This is a genomic window from Aliiroseovarius pelagivivens (genome assembly GCF_900302485.1).
Lineage (GTDB): Bacteria > Pseudomonadota > Alphaproteobacteria > Rhodobacterales > Rhodobacteraceae > Aliiroseovarius > Aliiroseovarius pelagivivens.
Genome location: NZ_OMOI01000001.1, coordinates 477482 through 497794 on the forward strand (window position 1 = coordinate 477482; position 20313 = coordinate 497794).

At 57.7% G+C, this 20313-nt stretch carries 17 protein-coding genes; 12 read left to right on the forward strand and 5 right to left on the reverse strand.

The annotated features are described in order from the left end of the window. Positions 1-37: 37 nt before the first annotated feature. Genes ALP8811_RS02335 through ALP8811_RS02355 form a run of 5 tightly spaced genes read left to right on the forward strand, consistent with a single transcriptional unit; the run spans position 38 to position 5315 of the window. Positions 38-997, forward strand: coding sequence for an ABC transporter substrate-binding protein (locus tag ALP8811_RS02335; RefSeq protein ID WP_108855582.1), 960 nt, complete (start codon positions 38-40; stop codon positions 995-997). 8 nt (positions 998-1005) lie between these two features. Then, entirely contained in the window at positions 1006-1764 is a 759-nt protein-coding gene (locus tag ALP8811_RS02340; protein ID WP_108855583.1) for an ABC transporter permease, read from the forward strand. Next, entirely contained in the window at positions 1751-2356 is a 606-nt protein-coding gene (locus tag ALP8811_RS02345) for an ATP-binding cassette domain-containing protein (RefSeq protein ID WP_245924518.1), read from the forward strand. The genes ALP8811_RS02340 and ALP8811_RS02345 overlap by 14 nt, the downstream gene beginning before the upstream one ends. Further along, positions 2353-4434 (forward strand): 4Fe-4S binding protein, encoded by a 2082-nt coding sequence (locus ALP8811_RS02350; RefSeq protein ID WP_245924520.1) that lies wholly within the window; start codon positions 2353-2355, stop codon positions 4432-4434. The genes ALP8811_RS02345 and ALP8811_RS02350 overlap by 4 nt, the downstream gene beginning before the upstream one ends. Continuing rightward, positions 4434-5315: an FAD:protein FMN transferase gene (locus ALP8811_RS02355; RefSeq protein WP_181363672.1), complete on the forward strand. Its 882-nt coding sequence runs from the start codon at positions 4434-4436 to the stop codon at positions 5313-5315. The genes ALP8811_RS02350 and ALP8811_RS02355 overlap by 1 nt, the downstream gene beginning before the upstream one ends. A gap of 3 nt (positions 5316-5318) precedes the next feature. Here ALP8811_RS02355 and ALP8811_RS02360 read toward each other — a convergent pair whose 3' ends face one another. Both ALP8811_RS02360 and pedF read right to left on the reverse strand, forming a co-directional pair. Then, positions 5319-6230, reverse strand: a complete 912-nt coding sequence (locus ALP8811_RS02360; protein ID WP_108857391.1) for a substrate-binding periplasmic protein — start codon at positions 6228-6230, stop codon at positions 5319-5321. Between the two features lie 5 nt (positions 6231-6235). Continuing rightward, positions 6236-6943, reverse strand: coding sequence for a cytochrome c-550 PedF (pedF, locus tag ALP8811_RS02365; RefSeq protein WP_108855585.1), 708 nt, complete (start codon positions 6941-6943; stop codon positions 6236-6238). A 118-nt stretch (positions 6944-7061) separates the two neighbouring features. Between pedF and ALP8811_RS02370 the strand changes: the two genes are divergently transcribed. From ALP8811_RS02370 to ALP8811_RS02390, 5 genes are read left to right on the forward strand one after another with little or no spacing between them, the layout of a single operon-like run. Then, the gene (locus ALP8811_RS02370; RefSeq protein ID WP_108855586.1) at positions 7062-8237 is read left to right on the forward strand and encodes a lanthanide ABC transporter ABC transporter substrate-binding protein PedA1; all 1176 of its coding nucleotides are present in this window, start codon (positions 7062-7064) and stop codon (positions 8235-8237) included. Positions 8238-8241: 4 nt separating this feature from the next. Beyond that, a complete protein-coding gene (locus tag ALP8811_RS02375) occupies positions 8242-9210 on the forward strand; it encodes a YVTN family beta-propeller repeat protein (RefSeq protein ID WP_108855587.1) in 969 nt (322 codons plus the stop codon). 11 nt (positions 9211-9221) lie between these two features. Then, a complete protein-coding gene (locus ALP8811_RS02380) occupies positions 9222-9653 on the forward strand; it encodes a cupredoxin domain-containing protein (protein ID WP_108855588.1) in 432 nt (143 codons plus the stop codon). Then, positions 9650-10360, forward strand: coding sequence for an ATP-binding cassette domain-containing protein (locus tag ALP8811_RS02385; RefSeq protein WP_108855589.1), 711 nt, complete (start codon positions 9650-9652; stop codon positions 10358-10360). Before ALP8811_RS02380 ends, ALP8811_RS02385 begins: the two co-directional genes overlap by 4 nt. After that, positions 10360-11142, forward strand: coding sequence for a lanthanide ABC transporter permease protein PedC (locus ALP8811_RS02390; RefSeq protein WP_108857392.1), 783 nt, complete (start codon positions 10360-10362; stop codon positions 11140-11142). The genes ALP8811_RS02385 and ALP8811_RS02390 overlap by 1 nt, the downstream gene beginning before the upstream one ends. A 210-nt stretch (positions 11143-11352) precedes the next feature. Here the strand turns inward: ALP8811_RS02390 and ALP8811_RS02395 are convergent, their stop codons facing one another. Then, on the reverse strand, positions 11353-14352 hold the full coding sequence (locus ALP8811_RS02395; protein WP_108855590.1) for an aminotransferase class III-fold pyridoxal phosphate-dependent enzyme: 3000 nt from the start codon (positions 14350-14352) through the stop codon (positions 11353-11355). A 229-nt stretch (positions 14353-14581) separates the two neighbouring features. Here ALP8811_RS02395 and ALP8811_RS02400 point away from each other — a divergent pair, with 229 nt between their 5' ends. Next, complete coding sequence (locus ALP8811_RS02400; protein ID WP_108855591.1) at positions 14582-15040, forward strand: (2Fe-2S)-binding protein; 459 nt, start codon at positions 14582-14584, stop codon at positions 15038-15040. Between the two features lie 3 nt (positions 15041-15043). Then, positions 15044-17278: a xanthine dehydrogenase family protein molybdopterin-binding subunit gene (locus tag ALP8811_RS02405; protein ID WP_108855592.1), complete on the forward strand. Its 2235-nt coding sequence runs from the start codon at positions 15044-15046 to the stop codon at positions 17276-17278. Positions 17279-17344: 66 nt separating this feature from the next. On the opposite strand, the gene ALP8811_RS02410 is transcribed toward ALP8811_RS02405, so the two are convergent. Together ALP8811_RS02410 and uvrB are read right to left on the reverse strand one after the other, a co-directional pair. Continuing rightward, on the reverse strand, positions 17345-18061 hold the full coding sequence (locus tag ALP8811_RS02410; RefSeq protein ID WP_146183977.1) for a hypothetical protein: 717 nt from the start codon (positions 18059-18061) through the stop codon (positions 17345-17347). A 10-nt stretch (positions 18062-18071) separates the two neighbouring features. Further along, positions 18072-20258, reverse strand: a complete 2187-nt coding sequence (uvrB, locus tag ALP8811_RS02415) for an excinuclease ABC subunit UvrB (RefSeq protein ID WP_108855594.1) — start codon at positions 20256-20258, stop codon at positions 18072-18074. Positions 20259-20313: the final 55 nt, after the last annotated feature.

A 20313-nucleotide genomic window follows, 5' to 3' on the forward strand; every position in this document is an offset into this window, starting at 1 on the left:
TGTTTGCATACGCTCCTTACAAACAGGGAGGACTGTTATGTTCGGATTCAAGAAGGCCGCGTTCAGCGCGGCAATTGCCTGTGTCGCACAGGTGGCGTTGGCAGCAGACTTGCCAGTCATCAAGCTTGGTGCCTTGTCGTTTGGCACGGTGAACTGGGAACTCGACACAATCAAACACAATGGCCTTGATGAAGCGAATGGCTTTACGCTTGAAGTTGTTCCGATGGGGGGCGGCAACGCATCTGATATTGCCTTTCTTGGGGGCGAGATCGACGTCATGGTGTCCGATGTGGTGTGGGCTGCGCGGCAGCGCGCCGAAGGTCGCGACGTGCAGTTCATTCCATATTCTACGGCCGTTGGCGGCATTATGGTGAAACCAGAAAGTGGCATCACCGACCTTGCGGGTTTGCAAGGTAAGAAAGTGGGTATTGCTGGGGGGCCGCTCGACAAAAGCTGGCTGATCCTGAAGGCTTACGCCGAGAAGACAAGCGGACTTGATCTGGAAGCGATCACGAAACAAGAGTTCGGCGCACCGCCCCTAATGTTTAAATCTGCACTGACCGGCGAAGTCGATGCGGTGATCAACTTCTGGCACTTCCAAGCAAAGGCCAAGGCCGCCGGTCTGGTCGAGATCATCTCGGTCCAAGAGGCCGCCGAAACCCTTGGTTTGAACCCGGCGACACCTTTGTTGGGCTACATCGTGAACGGCGACATGGACCCGAAACTGTCCGAAGCTCTTTACACCGCGTCGCGCGCAGCCAAGGACATTTTGCGTAGCGATGCTGCTGCGTGGGATGTTGTTCGCCCGCGCATGAAACCCAAGAACGAAGCTCAGTTCGAGGCGCTTAAGGCCGGTTTTATTGCAGGGATCCCTGCTGGAACCGAAATTGACTCCAACGCGGTCCAGGACATGCTGGAGCTCATGGGTGAACTTGGTGGTGAAGACCTTGTCGGCAAAGCCACATCTCTTCCAGCCGGACTGTTCATCGGAAGCTGACGCAGACAATGCACCGGAACACGGGCATACGTATCTTTTCCTTAGGGCTGTTCCTGCTTTTCTGGCACAGCCTTTCGGTCTGGCTGGGGGATCCGCAGGTTCTGCCGTCGCCCGCTCAGGTATCCAACGAGATGAGCGTGCTGTGGCATCAAGGCAAGCTGCAGGAAAACCTTGCCGCTACTGGCTGGCGAGTCGCAGCTGCGTTCGGGTTGGCGATGATCATTGGCGGGGTCTTGGGCTATGCCATGGGCCGGTCGGATACTGTGGATGCTTGGCTTGATCCTTGGCTGATCATATTCCTGAACCTGCCTGCGCTTGTCTTGATCGTCCTGTGTTACCTCTGGGTGGGATTGAATGAGTTCGCGGCGGTTCTAGCCGTCACTCTCAGCAAAGTGCCTATGACCACTACGATTATCCGCGAAGGTTCGCGAAACGCGTCATCTGCGCTGCGGGACCTGGCAAGCGTCTATCGGCTTTCTTTGCTGACTAGGCTTCGCCACATCGTTTTGCCCGAACTGTTTCCACACATCGTTTCTGCAGCAAGAACCGGGTTTTCGGTCATCTGGAAGATCGTGTTGGTGGTCGAGTTTCTGGGGCGGCCAAACGGGATCGGGCGGCAGATCCACACGCAGTTCTCTTTGTTCGATGTCACAGGGGTTCTGGCCTATGCGCTCAGCTTCGTTATCTGCATCCTGTTCATAGAATTTGCGATCATGCAGCCTAGCGAAAAGCGGGTCGGGAGGTGGCGTGTCGATGCTGAAGCTTGACCTTCATCGCAAATCCTTCGCTGGTCACACCGTTCTGGAGGATGTTCATCTGGAGATCAAAGCAGGTGATCGGATCGCTGTGTTTGGTCCATCGGGTGTCGGCAAGACCACCTTGCTTAGAATTATTGCTGGGCTCGACAAGCGGTTTGTCGGGACGCGTGAGGCACCTGATGAAATTGCGCTCATGTTCCAGAACCCGACCTTACTTGAATGGCGCACGACCAAGGAAAATCTTCAGATCTTTCATCCCAACGCGGAAGAAACAGACATACAAGAGGCCCTGTCCCAAGTCGGTTTGCAAGACAAGGCGGATCACTTTCCGCGTCAGCTTTCTGTGGGGCAACAGCGGCGCTTGGCATTGGCGCGTTGCTTTCTGACACCAACGCCTCTGGTGCTGCTGGACGAGCCATTTGCCTCGCTTGATCAGAACCTGCGGCAAGAGATGCTGGCGCTGACCCGCGCGTTTCTGGACAAAACCGGAAGTGCGCTGGTTCTTGTGACCCATGCTCGGGACGAGGCGGAAGCTCTTGGGGCTGAAACCTATGAGTTGCGGAACGTCACCCAGACCGGCGCAGAGGTTGCCGCGCTGTGACCACGTTCGGCATCATCCACGGCCTGCTCCGCGCCACCTTAGCAGTGGTTTTTCTGGCAATAGGTGTTCAATGGGCGGCGGCTGATCTGGTCGACGATGCCGAGCTTCGGGATGCTGTGATCGCGCCCTATAGCTTGGGCGAACCAACAGACATCGACGGCGTGTGGGAGCTGCTAAACGGCAGCGGCGCGCGCGGAGGTTATGTCATTCAATCCGAAGCCATATCGCCTCTTCCCGGCTTCTCGGGGGCGGCGATCAATATCATGGTGCTGTTGGACATGGATGGCGGCTTCATCGACGTGAAACTGCTTAATCAAAGCGAACCAATTTTTGTGTCCGGTCTGGGCGAAGCACCATTTCGGCAATTCCTTGAACAATACCGCGGCCTGTCCATCAACACCCCAATCACCATTGGCACCAACTATGGGTCTGGCGGTGGTGGATCACTGGTCTATCTGGATGGCGTCACCAAAGCGACGGCGTCGGTGAGGATCGCACATGAAAGCATCATGGCCGCCGCGCGCGAGGTTGCACGCGAGAAGCTGAAAGGTATCGCGCGTCCACAAGAGAAAGTGGTGGCGAAACCGGACCAAGGCCTTTCATTCACGTGGCAGGAGCTGGTGGATCAGGGGCTGGCGCGGCATGTGTTGGCCACGCATGGCGAAGTGCGGTCCGAGTTTGCTGGCACGATCTGGCAAAGCGATGATCCCTATCCTGATGCGGAAGACAGCGACCCCTTCATTGATCTGTGGATTGTGGATGTTACTGCGCCTTCGGTCGCGCGCGCGGTCATGGGGGACCGCATGCTGCGCGATTGGCAACGGTTGGGGAAAATCTCACCCGATGATCAAACTTTGCTGCTGATCGAAGCAGGGGATCACGGCTTGGTACCAGATGACTTTGTCAGGAACACCGCGCCGTCCTGGATCGAAGCGACCCAAGACGCGTTCCCGGTGTCAGTTATGGATGCAGATCTTCTGATCGACCTGAAATCAGACCTCCCAGATGGGAAGGCCATGGTGCTGCGGTTAGATCGCCGCTTGGGGTTCAACCCGGTAAGGGATTGGCAGCTATCCTTGCTGGCCATTCGCCAACACGGGATGCTTCAGCCGGAGCTAGGACAGGCGCGTTTCAGTTGGACCGTCCGGGCTGACGACCGGTTCTTTGAGGTGCTGACGCCGCCCAAACCACTATCTCCTTTCGAAAGCTCAGTATTGAACCGCCGCGCGGACCTGTTGTCGCTTGGGGCTTTCCTTGCGCTGATTTTCACGATCATGGTGTTCAATCGTCGTTTCGTGCAACGCGCTGACTACCAGCTGATCCGCTATGGCGCGCTGGGCGTCACACTGGGATTTGTCGGCTGGTGGGGCCAGGGGCAACTTTCGATCCTGACACCGATTGCGACCCTGTCTGCGGCCCTTGCCGGAAAGTCCCTAAGCTTCCTGCTTTACGATCCGTTTTCACTGATGATCTGGATAGCCGCGATCATCGGGTTCTTCATCTGGGGCCGCGCGCTTTTTTGTGGCTGGCTGTGCCCCTTCGGTGCGATGCAGGAAATCATCGGGGCCATCGCCAAACGTCTAGGGGTGCGGCAATTGACGGTCTCGGGCATCTGGGACCGACGTTTGAAGCTCCTGAAATACGTTGTGCTGGCTGGTCTGGTCGTGACGTTGTTCTATCGCCCAGAACACGTCGAAACCGCCGCCGAGGTCGAACCCTTCAAGACGGCCATCTCAGTCTTCTTCCAGCGCGAGTGGTACTACGTGTTCTATGCCGTGATCTGCCTGCTTGCGTCGGCGATCGTGTTCAAAGCCTATTGCCGTTACCTCTGCCCCCTTGGTGCGCTTATGGCAATCGGCGGCTGGTTGCGTCTGACCCCTTGGATCGCGCGCCGGGCGGAATGTGGATCACCCTGCCAACTGTGCAAGGTCAAATGCGAATACAAGGCCATCAAACCGTCGGGCAAGATCGACTATTCCGAATGCTTTGGCTGCCTTGATTGCGTCGACATCTATGAAGACCGCAACAAGTGCGTGCCCCTGATTGTGACCGACAAGAAACGGGCGCGGGCGTCATGATGCACCGAAGAAATGTTATCAAACTTGGAGCCGCAGCGCTGGGGGCATTGGCCCTGACGCGGTACACTCCAAGCCGACGCGAATGGCGTGGGCGTGGCTTTGGTGCAGATCTGTCGGTGGTGTTTCACGATCATGACGAAGGGTACAAAAGAACCTTCGCCGCCATAGAAAAAGAAGCTGAGCGACTTGAACACATGTTCAGCCTTTTCCGCCCAAACTCGGCGATCTCGCGATTAAATCGGGACGGAGTCCTGCACAGCCCACCCGAAGATCTGGTTGCGTTGCTGCAGGTATCCAAAGTGGCCTGGACAGAGACCGGCGGGGTGTTCGACCCAACCGTTCAATCGGTCTGGAAAGGCAGGCACGCGCGGCCAAGCTCTATCGCCGGTTTCGATACGATCGACGTTGGGCACGACCTTATCCGGTTCGAAAAACCGGGCACTGCCCTGACGCTCAATGGCATCGCGCAGGGATATGCGAGCGATCAATTGTCTCGTCTCTTGCAGCACCGGGGACATGCGGCACATCTGGTCAACCTCGGAGAGTTCGCAGCTGGCGACGGTGATTGGCGATTGGGCATCGAGAATGGTGATGCGCACCGTTTGACACATACGGATCTCAGCAATCTGGGGCTTGCAACCAGCGCGCCGGACGCGATGAGACGCGCCAATGGACAGGCCCATATCGTGCATCCTTTCGGAAAGACACCGGTTTGGAAAACCGTCACGGTACAGGCCAAGAACTCGGCGCTTGCAGATGCGTATTCAACGGCCTTCACACTAATCCCTCGCCCGAAGATCGAAGCAATGGATCTGGGTGCGATGGGCATTGCGACGGTCTGGCTGGAAAGCCCAAGCGGAGCGGTGATCCGGCTGGGCTAGCGCCTAGTAATCCGGGGCCGCGTGGCTAACGCCGTACTTCTCGAAAATCGCGGTGATCCGTCCGTCCGCAAGCGCATCTGCAATCGCGTAATCAGCAGCATAGGACAGCTCTCGGAAATTGTGACGCACGGCAACCCCAAGCGTCCATGTGTCGAGCGCGAAGTTCACAAGCGGCGGCGTGGCCACCGCAATGTCATCGCTTTGGTCCAGATGTTCCAAGATACTTTTCACACCCATGACGGCGTCAACTTCGCCGGTTCCCATGGCTGCGAAGGCATCCTCGTGTTCGGGATAGTGGCGAATGTTCGAAAGCAACATCCCGCCGTTGAAGTTCGACAGGTAGAAATCCGAGATCGTGTGGTTTTCGACGCCCACTTTGTGGAAGCGATAATAGGGCGTTGTCGGAGGATCATCGGGGAACACATCGATGCGATAGGCCGTCGCCAGCGTCTCGTTGAAATACTGACCGTTGAGCACAACCAATTCGTTGCGACACTGCAAATCCTTGCTGTAGGGCACGTGCATCATGATGTTTGACACCTGCCCGCCGATCAATGGACCCTTCCAGATCTGATTGCGCAGGTCTGCATCTACGTTCTCGTCAGCCGCGATGAAGTTGAAACGCGCCTCGACACCGATATCCTCGGCGATGATGCGCGCAATCTCGATATCAATGCCTTTGGGTTTGCCGGCGGCCTCCCAGGAAAACGGCGCAAAATCTTCGTAGACAGCGAAAGTCAGATAGCCGCGCTCGAGGATCGTGTCGAAATCCTGTCCGACGTCGATCCGTGTGTCCGACCGTTTCGGGATCACATCCCCATACCCTTTGGCCAAATCTTCACATCTTGCCAAGGCGTGCTGAGCGGTGCCGGCCAGAAGGCCGAGCACCAATGCGATATGGATGCCAAAACGCAAAACGGTCAATGTGCCGCTGACAGGCCGATGGTCAGAAGCTCGGCAGCTTTTGCGAAGCTGGCGGCGCTGCCATCAAGCGCAATTGCTGCGCGGGATACTGCAGATTCAGCGACCGGCGCGTCGGAGCCGGTTTCCGCAGAGGCGTTGATGTCGGACAGTTCAGTCCGAAGTGCGGCCACTTCATCGCCAAGGGACGCTACATCAATACCACCCTCGACCTCGCTTGCGCGGTCTTTCAAAAGATCGCGAATTGCAGACAGGCGTGTCTGATAGTCGTCAAAAGCACCGTCATCAGGGCGAGTTTCAACGTAGGTACGGATGGCCCATGCGGCCTCCTGACCCAGAAGATCTCCGAAGGCGGGCATCTTGGTGATCCCGTTCTGGGTCATGCCATAGCGGAAACGCTCGAGATACCATTCGTCACCATCCCAGTCCGCGCTGAGATAGCGCAGGTCCGGGGCAAGCCCGCCGGAAACGACTTCCAAACCATGACAACGTGCGCAGTTCTGGTTGTAGCCCGATGCGCCGATATCAATAGCGGCTTGCCAGTCCTCGCTCGCTGGGTCGCGCCACGGGTTTTCTTCAAGCCATTCCTCACCAAGATCGGGAAGGCCAGCCGTGTCCACCGCCTGCGGGGCAACGTCACCATGGGCAAAGGCTGCGGCAGCGGCCAACACGAACGGCGGCACAAGCAACTTCTTCGAGAGTTTCATCACGTCTCCTCCAAACTTTTGAAGCTTTGTAATTGGGTTGCTGCGACGGCTCTATTCGACCTTGGTCCAACTTCTCGAAAACCGCTGCGTCAGACAGAATGCCTCTTGGGAGGTCTTGATGAATAGCATCATGAAATTGTGCCTGTGCGCGCTGGCGATCTGCGTGCTTTCGACCGGTGCCCGGGCGACTGAGGCCTTGCGGGACATTTCGGTTCTGTATCTGAGGATTGCGACCCCGGAACGACCGGTCTTGTCAAATCTAGACCCGATCCCCAATGACCTCGGTCTTGCTGGGGCAAAGCTTGCTGTCGCTGACAACAACACGACAGGTGGTTTCATGGGGTATAAGTTTTCCATGGACATCGTCGATTTGGAGGAAGGCGATATTGTCGGTGCGCGTGATGTGCTGCAGTCAAGCAAAGCCCCGTTTGTGATATTGGATATGAGCGCCAAGGAAATGCTTGATCTGGCCGACGGGACTGGGCCGCGTCTTTTCTTCAACGTGCGGTCTTATGATGACAACCTTCGCAATACGGACTGCCGCGCAAACTTGCTTCACACTCTACCTAGCTATGCGATGCGCGCGGATGCATTCATGCAGTTTGTGTTGAAGAAACGCTGGGACAAACTGGCGCTTGTCACAGGGCACTCTGAAGAAGACATCAAGTTTGCCGACGCGCTGCGCAACTCATCCCGCAAGTTCGGTATGAGTTTTTTGAACGAAGAGCCGTGGGTCTTGGATGGGGATCTGCGCAGACAAGCAGGGGCAGAAGTGCCTTTGCTGACGCAGAAGCTAGGCGATCACGATGTGCTGTTCGTGGCGGATGAGCACAATGATTTCGCACGGTATCTTGCCTATAACACTTGGCTACCTCGGCCCATTCTTGGCGGTGACGGTCTGCGCACGACCGGCTGGTCACGTGTGAATGAACAATGGGGCGCGGCACAGCTGCAAAGCCGGTTTCAGGACCTCGCAGGACGCGACATGCAAGATGTTGACTATGCCGCATGGGCCGCGTTGCGCGCCGTGGACGAAGCGCAGCTTAGAACGAACTTCGCGGATATTGATGGCATTAGGTCCTATTTGCTCGATGGAATCGAACTGGCCGGGTTCAAAGGGCGCCCGCTGTCGTTTCGCGACTGGAACGGTCAGATGCGCCAACCTGTGGGGCTGACACATGCCTCGGCTCTTGTTGCGATGGCACCTCTTGAGGGGTTTTTGCACGCCAGAAATGAGTTGGACAGTCTGGGTGCTGACGCGCCTAACAGCCAATGCACCGCCTTTGGAGAATAGAATAATGAAACTTAAGACTTGTCTGGCGGCATTGATCGCTTTCACGCCTGCCGCCGCGTTTAGTGATGAAATCTGGGTGTCGAACGAAAAAAGCGACACGGTCTCGGTGATCGATGTCGATACGTTGGAGGTCGTTAAGGAATACGAGGTCGGCGAACGTCCCCGCGGCATCCTATTTTCGAAGGACTTCAAATATCTCTACATTTGCGCGTCGGATTCTGACGCGGTTCAGGTGTTGGATGTCGAGGCTGGCAAAATCATTCATGATCTCCCGTCCGGCGAAGACCCAGAGCAATTTGCACTGCACCCAAATGGTAAGCGGCTTTATATCGCCAACGAAGACGACGCGGTGACCACCGTTGTGGACACGGAAACCCATCACGTCATCGCACAGATCAACGTGGGGGTCGAACCTGAAGGCATGGCAGTCAGCCCGGATGGAAAGACGACGATCACGACCTCGGAAACCACAAACATGGCGCATTGGATCGATACGGAAACCAACAGCATCTACGCCAACACTCTGGTCGATGCCCGCCCGCGCCATGCAGAATTCACCACCGATGGATCGAAGCTTTGGATCAGCTCGGAGATCGGTGGGACTGTGGCTGTGTTCAACACGTCCGATCAAAGCCAAATCGCCAAGATCGACTTTAAAATAACGGGCGTGCATCCTGACAAGATACAACCGGTTGGGGTCGAGCTGAACGCGGACAACAGCCGCGCCTACGTGGCGCTTGGCCCGTCTAACCACGTCGCGGTCGTTGATACGGCAACTTACGAGGTGCTCGACTACATTCTGGTGGGGCGCCGTGTGTGGCATATGGCGTTTTCGCCCGATGGCACCAAGCTGTTCACGACCAATGGTGTCTCGGGCGATGTAAGCGTCGTCGACCTTTCCACCAATAAAGCCATCAAATCCATCAAAGTGGGCCGCTTCCCGTGGGGCGCGGTTGCACGTCCAACCAGTTGAGGAATCGACACATGAAAAAAGCCATTCTTCTTGCCTGCATGGTTGCCGCAAACGCTGCGTTTGCAGATGACGATGATCTGGGCATGGCGGGGTTGTTATCCGGCTCTAACAAAGTCGACTTGCCGGAAGTCATCCTGTCTGTCGGTGAACCGCTGGCTGACGCGCCGTGGAAGTTGAAATCCGGTAAATATTATGAGGTCGAGATCACGGCCGACGGCTCGGGCGAAATCGGTCTGGCCGGGAATGATTTCTTCCGCGCAATCTGGGTGGACGAAGTTGTCATCGAAGGGTTGGAAATCCGACCCTATGCATTGCATTCAATCGAGTTCGATGACGCTGGAACGATGGAAATCGGTTTCGTTGCGATCAAACCGGGCCGCTATGAGCTTCGCATTCCAGGAAGCACTGGTGAAAGCCAAAGGATCGAGATCGTGATCGAATGACCGACGCCGTTGTCCTGGAAGACGTGGACCTAAGCTATGGATCCCGAGCTGTTCTATCGCAGTTTTCGCTGCGATTGGATCAGGGTTCGTTCACGGCACTTCTGGGGCCGAACGGCGCCGGGAAATCGACGATTTTCAACCTAATTGCGGGCCTAATACTGCCGGACCAAGGTGATGTGCGTGTAGTCGGGCAATCCATGTCTCAAACACGTGCAGGTTTGCGCGATGTTGGCATGGTGTTTCAGCAATCCGCATTAGATCCCGAATTATCTGTTGTTCAGAATTTGCGCTACTTCGCTGGGTTGCACGGGATGAAGAAACCCACGGAGCGAATTGCAGAGCTTCTCGCGCAATTCGGTCTTGAGGGGCGCGAGAAAAGCTCTGTGCGCGATTTGAATGGCGGGCATCGTCGTCGATTGGAAATTGCCCGCGCGCTGCTGCCCAGACCTAAGATCCTACTGCTGGACGAACCCACAACCGGGCTTGATCCCGCATCCAAGCAAGCCATCGTTGAAGCTGTTCATGACATGAGCGCACAGGGTGTGACAGTTCTTTGGATCACCCATTTGCTTGATGAGCTTTGGCCCGAAGACGATGTTATTGTCTTGCAGTCCGGTATGATCGTAAGCCGCGGCGCATTTGCGGAACTTGGGGGTGCGGAAGGACTTTCCCAGCACTATGCGAGCAACGAAAGACCGCAGCTATGATGACATGTTTGAAAGCCATCATCATCCGCGAGTTGCTGCGCTTTTTGCACCAGCGCGAAAGGTTTCTCGCCGCGCTTGTCCGCCCTCTGGTCTGGCTCTTTATCTTCGGGGCAGGGTTTCGCGCAGCACTCGGTCTGTCGATCATTCCGCCCTACGAGACCTATATTCGGTATGAAACCTATATCGTCCCCGGACTGTGCGCGATGATTGTGCTTTTCAATGCGATGCAATCCTCACTTTCAATGGTCTATGATCGGGAAGTGGGATCTATGCGCCTTCTTCTCACCGCGCCGGTTCCGCGCTGGTGGATCCTGATGGCAAAGCTTCTGGCAAGTGCATTCGTATCGGTCCTGCAATGCGTCGTGTTTCTCGCAATCGCTTGGGTGTTTGACATTCGTATGCAATGGGGCGGTTACCTTGCAGTATTGCCCGCTCTGTTCCTGGTCGGGCTGATGTTAGGATCCATGGGGCTATTTCTGTCCGCCATGATCACCAGACTTCAGAACTTCGCAGGCGTTATGAACTTCGTCATCTTCCCGATGTTCTTTCTGTCCACGGCGCTTTACCCGCTTTGGCAGATGCAGGAAAACGCGCCACATATCGCAACGGCGGTTGTTTGGAACCCGTTTACCTACGCGGTTGAACTGATCCGTTTTGCACTCTACTTGCGGCTGGAGCCAGTCGCATTGTTGTGTGTGTGTGTGTGCACGGTTGGCTTCTTCTTTCTGTGCCTGCGGGGCTATGATCCCAGAAAGTCGTTTCTTCGGGCGAAAGTTGACTAGGCATAGAGAGCCGAAATCTGTCTGCCGCGAACCGCCGCGCCGTAACGAAATGAACGTCGCTTTATTAGCCCGCTGTTGGTTTGGCTGTTCCGAATTGCGTTAGGTAGACCGGCATCAGATTTGCGGGGCAACGAACGTCCTTTATGGGTGTCCGTACTGCGAACTTGCGCCTCGAAAGGGCGGCTAAATTTGCCACCCCTTTCGCTGTGCTCATCCCTGCGACGCTTCTGCCAAGACCTTGTCCAGAACGGTCAGGATCATGTCGACGTCTTCAGCCTCGATCGTCAGAGGTGGTCGGATTTTCAGGATGTTGTCTTTCGGGCCTTCGCTGCCAATTAGGATCCGGTGATCGCGCATCCGGTTCTTGATGAACTGGCAGATTTCGGTGGCTTCGCGTCCATCCGGGTGGATCAACTCCATTCCCAGAAACAGCCCCATACCGCGTACATCGCCGACGCAGTCGTATTTGGCTTCAAGCGCGCGCAGTCCGGCGATCAGGCGTGACCCCATCTGCTGTGCGTTTTCTTGCAGACCCTCGTCATCAACGATGTCCAAGACTTCTTTCCCGATGCGGCAAGACAGGGTCGAGCCGCCGAAGGTCGAGAAGAACTCGATCCCGTTGTCAAAGCTCTGCGCGATCTCTTTGGTGGTGACCAGCACGCCCAAGGGGTGCCCGTTGCCGATGGGTTTGCCCATTACGACGATGTCGGGCAGGGCGCCTTGGTGTTCGAACCCGAAGTAGTAGTCTCCTAGGCGGCCCAACCCGGTCTGCACTTCGTCCGCGATGCAGACACCGCCGGCTGCGCGGATCTTCTTATAGACGGCAGGCAGATAGCCCTTGGGCGGAATGATCTGGCCACCGACCGAAGGGAAGGTCTCGGCGATGAAACCGGCCACGCCCTGTCCGCGTTCGGTCAGTGCCGTTATGGCCGGATCGACCAGATCGGCATACTTCTGAGCGCGGTCGGGATCGTCCCGTTTGAACGTGCCGCGATAATCATCCGCGACGTCGACCAGCTCGACCCAATCAGCTTTGCCAATCCCGCCCGGCTTGTTGAACTTATAGGCCGAGATCGCGACTGCCGCGTTGGTGTTGCCGTGATAGCCGTGATCGGGCGTTACCATTCCTTTGGCGCCAGTGTGGGCGCGGGCAAGGCGCAGGGCCAGCTCGTTTGCCTCGGTCCCGGAGTTCACGAAGAAGCAGACCTCGAACTGATCGGGCAGCTTGGACAATATCTTGTCGGCAAAGGCCGTCTGCGCCGGGTGCAGATACCGCGTGTTCGAGTTCATGCGCTTCAACTGATCCGCTGCCACGGCCTGAATGCGGGGGTGCGCGTGGCCCACATGGGGGACGTTGTTATAGGCGTCCAGATAGGGGCGCCCCCATTCGTCAAACAAGTGATGCTTCCAGCCACGCACCAGCATCACCGGGTCCGAATAGGTCAAGCTGAGGTTGCCGCCGAAATGCGCGCGGCGCCCGTCTAGAACTTTAGACTTGTCAGTGGGGCGATAGCACACGTGTTCGTCAGACAGGTTCAGCAAAGCCGCGGGATTGGGGCAGATCGCGCGCCACATATACATCTCGTCCGGATCGCCAACGCCGGGCCAGTCGGCCTCGATCCCGTCGGTGGTGAGGGCGAGTTGGAAATGCACATGCGGGGCCCAGCCGCCGTTCTGGTTGGCATCCCCCAACTGGCAGAAGGCAGCTCCTTTTACGATCACATCGCCGGGTTGCAGGCGGTTCATGAACTCGGGATTCAGATGGCCGTAGAGGGTATAGAACGCATCGCCCTCGGGTGTTTCATGCGACAGGATGATCACCCCGCCATAGTCCAAATGTCCGGTGCGGTTTTCGGCCACAAAGACGGTGCCGTCATAGGGTGCATAAAGCGGAGCGCCGGCGGGCGCGAAAGCATCTACGGCCAGATGCACGGTGCGCCGGTCGCTGGCTTTCCACGGGCCCTTGCGGAAGGCGGGTTCGGCATAGATTAGGCGCGGCTCGTGATAGTAGCCCAGCCAGATGCGCCCGCTGTCTTCGAACTCTTCCCCCACGCGGGCAGCTTCGGACAGGGGCATGTGGAACGGGTTCTGCGGCCATGTGCTGTGTTCGACCGACAGAGACCCTAAGGGCGCATCGCTCAGGTCTTCACCCATCACCGGCGCGAAGTTCCCGCGCTCTTGATCCAGCCACGCCATGACGCGATCCGCTCCATCCACGACGGGCAGCCCGCAAGCCGCGCGCAGTCGTGCGGACAGCAGGCCGGGATGCAGGTCGTAGGTTTCAAGGAACCGCCACGCGGGTGCTTGGCTGATCGTGACATAGGGGTCGTCCGGGTTGTCCGCAGCCATCAGGGTCGAGTTGACGACGCTGACCGCCAGACGCATCCGCAAGAGGGGCCAGATCAGGTCAACTTCGGCGGCGGTCAGGGGGTATTCGGCGTGATAGCCTGACACGAATGCGGCCAGCGCGGCTTCGGGGTTCGGGTGGTCCAGTACCAGATAGGCCGCGGCCACAGCCACATCGCAGATCCGAGGCGCGGCGCACATGTCGCCAAAATCAATGAGACCGGACAGGGAGAGGTCCAGAAGCCCCCGGTCCACGAGGATGTTATAGTCGTTGGCATCATTGTGGATGGCCTGCTTCGGCAGGCGGTCGAGCGCGGGCTTGATGGCGTCAAACTCGGCATGAATGGTTTCGATCAGCACCCGGCGGTCGGGCTGTGCAATGCATGACAGTTCGTCCTCGACCCACCCGGCCTGCATCAAATCCCACTTGAAATCACGTTGAAGCGCGTCGTGGTGGAAATCCTGAAGCGCCTTCGCCGTTTGGCCCAATGCTGCTCCGGTCTGATGGATCAGCGCTTCGGTTTTGGGGGCCGCCTTGGCATAACACCGACCCGGCAGACGCTCGATCAGCCAGATCAGGCGCTGTGCTCCGGTCTGATCGGCAAGGTGCAGGACACGTGCGCCATCGGGGGTTGGGATGATGCGCGGGATCAGCGCGCTGGGCGCCTTTTCCTGAATGTGATCCATCGCCTTGATTTGCAGGTCAACCAGCCAGTTCTCGCAATCGGGGCGCATCGCCTTCAGGACACACCCGTCGCCGGTGTCGGTTTCGGCAAGGAAGTTCAAATCATACTCGCCATCCAGCTGGCGAAGCTGGGCATCAATGCCCCAATGCGTCAACAGAACGTGTTTCCAATGGTCCATGTGCTGTCCTTCTCAAAGGGGTGGATTCGGCCCAAGCATGATGGGGCGATTGTTGCGCATTTTTAGGTGGAGTTGGCAACCGATGGGCGCGGTTTGATCAAAAGAATCCGATGAAATATTTTAGGGGGTTGCATCGCAAAATTTTATATGTCCAATACAACTGACCGTCGGTCATTAATGTGCACTTGGTTGACGTAACGTGAACAGTCACCAGCTAAAGGATCACGCGATGAAGCTATCTGTAAATGGTGTTTCCCATGAAGTTGATGTCGAAGAAGACATGCCGCTTCTTTGGGTTTTGAGGGACGAGTTGAAGCTGGATGGCCCGAAATACGGCTGCGGTGTCGCGGCCTGTGGGGCGTGTACGGTGCATGTGGATGGCGTGGCGGTGCGGTCGTGCCAAACTCTGGTCGGTGATGTGGATGGGCCGGTGACCACGATCGAGGGTCTGGGCAATCCAGACGAAATGCACGCGGTCCAGGCGGCTTGGTTGACACATCAGGTGGCGCAATGCGGGTACTGTCAGGGTGGACAGATGATGCAGGCTGCGGATTTGCTGACCAACAATCCCAACCCGACCGACGAAGACATCGATGATGCCATGTCCGGAAACTTGTGCCGCTGTGGCACCTATCCCCGTATTCGCGACGCGGTAAAAACCGCCGCTAAAAATCTGCAGGTGGTCTGAACCATGGGACGTATCGGAACAATTGCACGCCGCACCTTTCTTGTCGGTTCGGCAGCCATGCTGGGCGGCGTGGCCTTCGGTTACTACAAATACAAACAGCCCGTGGCCAATCCGCTGGAAGATGATCTGGCGCAGGGCGAAGCGGCGCTGACGCCTTATGTGTTGATCAACGCGGACGGGGTCACCTTGATCACGCCCCGCGCGGATAAAGGGCAGGGGGCCTATTCTGTCCAGGCGGCTTTGATCGCCGAGGAGTTGGATATCGAGCTGGACCAGATCAACGTTGATCCCGGCCCGCCGTCGCCCGCTTATTGGAACACGGCCCTCGCGGATGAAGGCGTGCCGTTCCCCTCGACCGATCGAGGTATGGCGGCTGAAACCATGCGTGGCTTCATGGGGGCTGTCATCAAGCTGATGGGCATGCAGATCACGGGCGGGTCGACCACCGTGCCAGATGGGTTCGAAAAACTCCGTGTGGCGGGGGCTGTAGCGCGTGAAACGCTGAAGGCCGCAGCGGCGGAAATGTCTGGCCTTGCGGTCACACAGCTGAAGACCCAACGCGGGGCGGTTGTCCTGCCTGACGGCAAACGTATTCCCTATGAGGCGCTGGCTGCCAAAGCGGCCGAAATCGATCCCGTGACAGATGTCACTCTGCGCCCCTCGACCCAATGGCGTTTGGTTGGCAAGCCAATGCAGCGCGTTGACATGGTGGCGAAATCAACCGGCACGCAGAGCTATGGCATCGACATGCGGATGGAGGGCATGGTGCATGCCGCCGTTCGCGTAAACCCCCGGAAGGGTGGCGAGGTGATCTCGTTCGATGCGTCCGAAGCTGAAGGCATGCGCGGGGTGCAGAAGGTCATTCCTGTGACAGGTGGCGTGGGCGTGATCGCCGACAACACCTGGCGCGCGTTTCAGGCGGTGGATGCGATTGAGGTCGAGTGGGGCGCCGCGCCTTATCCTGCCGAGCAGGCTGAACACTGGAAGGTTCTGGCCAACACGATTGACGCGGGCGACGCAGATGCAACGCCCCGCGATGACGGAGACGTGGACGGCGTCGCGACAACGGTCGAGGCCGAATTCCGTGCGCCCTATCTGGCCCACGCACCACTTGAGCCGATGAACGCCACCGTTCTGGTTGCCGACGACCGCGTTGACGTCTGGACCGGAAACCAGATCCCGCGCATGACGCAGGCCAGCGTTGCCAAGATGACGGGCGTCGATGTGGATGACGTGCACGTCCACATCCTGATGATGGGCGGCAGTTTCGGGCATCGTCTGGAAGACGAGGTGGTGAAACGCGCGACCGAACTGGCAATGGCCATGAAGGGCACGCCGGTCAAACTGACCTATAAGCGCGAGGAAGATACGCTTCAGGATTTCACCCGGCCCATCGCGCTGATGCGCGGGCGTGGGGCAGTGGCTGATGGCAAAGTTACCGCGATGGAGATCAAGGTCGCCTCGCCCTCGATCATGGACAGCCAGATGGTGGAACGGCAGGGCTTCCCGGTGCCGGGCCCCGATACCACAATCACTCAGGCTTTGTGGGATCAACCCTATGCGATCCCGAATTACCGCGTGACGGGATACCGCGCGCCGAAGCTTGGCCCGGTCAGCTCGTGGCGCTCGGTCGGGGCGTCACAGAACGGGTTTTTCCATGAGAACTTCCTGAATGCGCTTATTCACGCCGCCGGGGCCGACCCGGTCGAGGAACGCCTGCGCCTGATGACGGACGACCCGTCGCGCAAGGCCTTAGAAGCCGTGGCCGAGATGTCCAACTGGGGCGGAGAGCTTGCCCCCGGCAGAGCCCGCGGCGTCGCCTTCTGCCTGTCCTTCGGCACGCCCTGCGCACAGATCATCGAGATCACCAATGGCGAGGACGGCATCAAACTTGACAAGGTCTGGGTCGCTGCTGAAGTGGGTAAAGTGGTTGACCCGGTGAATTTTGAGAACCTCGTCGCAGGCGGCGTGATCTGGGGCCTTGGCCACGCGATCAACAGCCAGATCACCTATGCCGCCGGCATGGCCGAGCAAGAGAACTTCTGGGATTTCGAAGGGCTGCGGAACTATCAAGCGCCCGAGATCATCGTGCGTGGCATGGAGAACCGGGACTACGTGACCGGCGTCGGAGAACCGCCTGTTCCTCCCGCCGCGCCCGCCTTGGCCGAGGCGATCTTTCAGGCGACGGGGGAGAGGCCGACCGAGATGCCGTTTGGCGAGAGGTTTGGGTTTGTATAACCTTTGGTGCGCGGGTTTTTCCCGCGCACTTCTTTTTTAGGGTCCACTAGGCCGAGTACATCAGCGCTACATGATGGCCCGGTAAGCATCGGGGCCGTGAAAAACCTCAAGCTTGATTCCAGCCTTCTCGAACGCGTGTATGTCGATCTTTCTGGCGTTAAGAAGCACCAGGCTTTCATTCCCTGAATTGGTTCTGTTCAAGTAGATCGCGCCTAATCCTTTTGCATATATTCTCGCAAAGAATTCCTTGTCCGGAACGAAGTATCCGTTCCGCGCAAGAAAGAAGCTTGATGATGTCGTCAGGATGTCTCGTGCTGATTTAGCGTTAGGGCAGCTAAATAGAACAACCCTGCCCACAAATTGCATTTCTTGGTCGTGGAAAGGCCAAGTGGCACGTGCCTCATTCGATAGCACCTTCGATGCGATGAAATGTTGATCGCGCTCGGTGTCCTGCCATCCATCCTTCTTTAGCTTTGAAGCTATCACCTTTGATGCAGTCGCTGATCTGTTGGGAAGCTGAGTAAGCCATGCGGAAACAGCGATGGGATCGGTTGAGGTCGAGGAATATATTGCGTCAAGCACCTTCGTAAGCGAAGCATTTCCGGCCTCACTTCTGTTGACGAATGTGTATCTGTTCAACGGGAACTCCGAGCCTTCGTCACATGCAAGGATGCCGGTGCTTGTATTGCTTCGTACGTGGAGTTGTGAGTTTACGGAGATAGGCTCCTCAACGCCGCAGAATATCATTTGTATTCTTCCTGTTACCTGAGATTGGTCAGACACGCCGAGCGGCTCACCTCTTCTTCCCACGCCCAGCCCGCTGTCCCGGCTTCCCAGCCGTTGACCGCCCCTTCGCCTTCTGTGCTGCTTCTCCCGCCGCCTCAATCGCAGACTGACGCGCGAGCGGATCGTCCGCGACGGCCAGTTCCACGGCCTCCAGACGATGCACCTCGTCGCGCAAGCGGGCGGCTTCTTCGAACTCGAGGTTCTCGGCAGCTTTGCGCATCTCGGCTTTCAGGCCTTCCAGATGGGCCAGAAGGTTGTCGCCGACCATGGGTTTGTCGATGGTCGCCGTGACGCGGGACATGTCGGTGTCGCCGTCGTAAAGCCCAGCCAGAACGTCATCGACATTCTTTTTCACCGTTTCGGGCGTGATCCCGTGTTCGACGTTATAGGCATGTTGTTTCTCACGCCGCCGTTCGGTTTCCTTCAGTGCCCGCTCCATCGAGCCGGTGATGCGGTCGGCATACATGATGACGCGGCCCTCGGCGTTCCGTGCGGCGCGGCCGATGGTTTGGATCAGCGAAGTCTCAGAGCGCAAGAAGCCCTCTTTATCCGCGTCCAGAATGGCGACCAGCCCGCATTCCGGGATGTCCAAGCCTTCGCGCAGCAGGTTGATGCCGACCAGCACGTCGAACGCGCCAAGGCGCAGATCGCGCAGGATTTCGATCCGTTCAATCGTGTCGATGTCCGAGTGCATATAGCGCACGCGGATGCCCTGTTCGTGCAGGTATTCGGTCAGATCCTCGGCCATGCGTTTGGTCAGCGTCGTGACCAGCGTGCGCATGTTGTTGGCGGCAACTTTGCGGACCTCGTCCAACAGATCGTCGACCTGCATCTCAACGGGCCGAATTTCGACCTCGGGGTCCAGAAGACCGGTGGGGCGGATGACCTGTTCAGCGAAGACACCGCCGGTCTGTTCCAACTCCCAATTCGAGGGCGTGGCGGACACGAAGACCGATTGTGGGCGCATCGCGTCCCATTCCTCGAACTTCAGGGGGCGGTTGTCCATGCAGCTGGGCAGGCGGAACCCATGTTCGGCCAGCGTGAATTTACGCCGATAGTCGCCGCGATACATGCCACCGATCTGCGGCACCGAAACGTGGCTTTCATCCGCAAACACAATCGCATTGTCGGGGATGTATTCGAACAGCGTGGGGGGCGGTTCGCCCGGCGCACGGCCTGTCAGGTAACGCGAGTAGTTTTCGATCCCGTTGCAGAACCCGGCGGCTTCCAGCATTTCCAGATCGAACTTGGTGCGCTGCTCAAGACGCTGTGCTTCCAGCAGTTTGCCTTCGTCTTCGAACTGCTTCAGGCGCAAGGCAAGCTCTTGCTTGATGCTTTGAATGGCCTGTTTCAGCGTCGGAGTGGGCGTCACGTAGTGCGAGTTCGCGTAGATGCGTACCTTCTCTAGCGTGTCGGTCTTGGCGCCGGTCAGCGTATCAAACTCGGTGATGCTTTCCAGTTCCTCGCCAAAGAAGGAAAAACGCCAGCCGCGGTCTTCAAGGTGGCTTGGCCAGACCTCAAGGCTGTCTCCACGCACCCGGAACGATCCGCGCTGAAATGCGTTGTCGTTGCGCTTGTATTGCTGGGCGACCAGATCACGCATCATCGCACGCTGGTCGTATTCCTCGCCCACCGTGATGTCTTGCGTCATCGCGGTGTAAGTCTCGGGCGAGCCAATACCATAAATACAGGACACGGACGCCACGATGATCACGTCATCGCGTTCCAACAGAGCCCGCGTGGCCGAGTGGCGCATCCGGTCGATCTGTTCGTTGATCTGGCTTTCCTTCTCGATGAAGGTGTCGGACCGCGCGACATAGGCTTCGGGTTGGTAGTAGTCGTAGTAGCTGACAAAATACTCGACCGAGTTTTCAGGGAAGAACCCCTTCATCTCGCCGTAAAGCTGGGCGGCAAGGGTTTTGTTCGGGGCAAGGATGATCGCAGGGCGCTGGGTTTCCTCGATGATCTTGGCCATCGTGAAGGTCTTGCCGGTGCCGGTTGCGCCCAGCAGAACCTGATCGCGCTCGCCATTTTCAATACCGCTTTTCAGTTCGGCAATCGCCGTGGGCTGGTCGCCTGCGGGCTGAAATGGTGTGTGCATCACGAACGGTTTGCCGCCTTCCAGCTTAGGGCGGGCAACAGGGGCCATCGTCGGGTTGGTCAGCGGGCTGTGCGTGGTCGAGTCATGGGGCATGCGAATCTCTCCGTCCTCCAAGAATGGTCACTTTTTGTTCTTCTTCAAGTGCGTC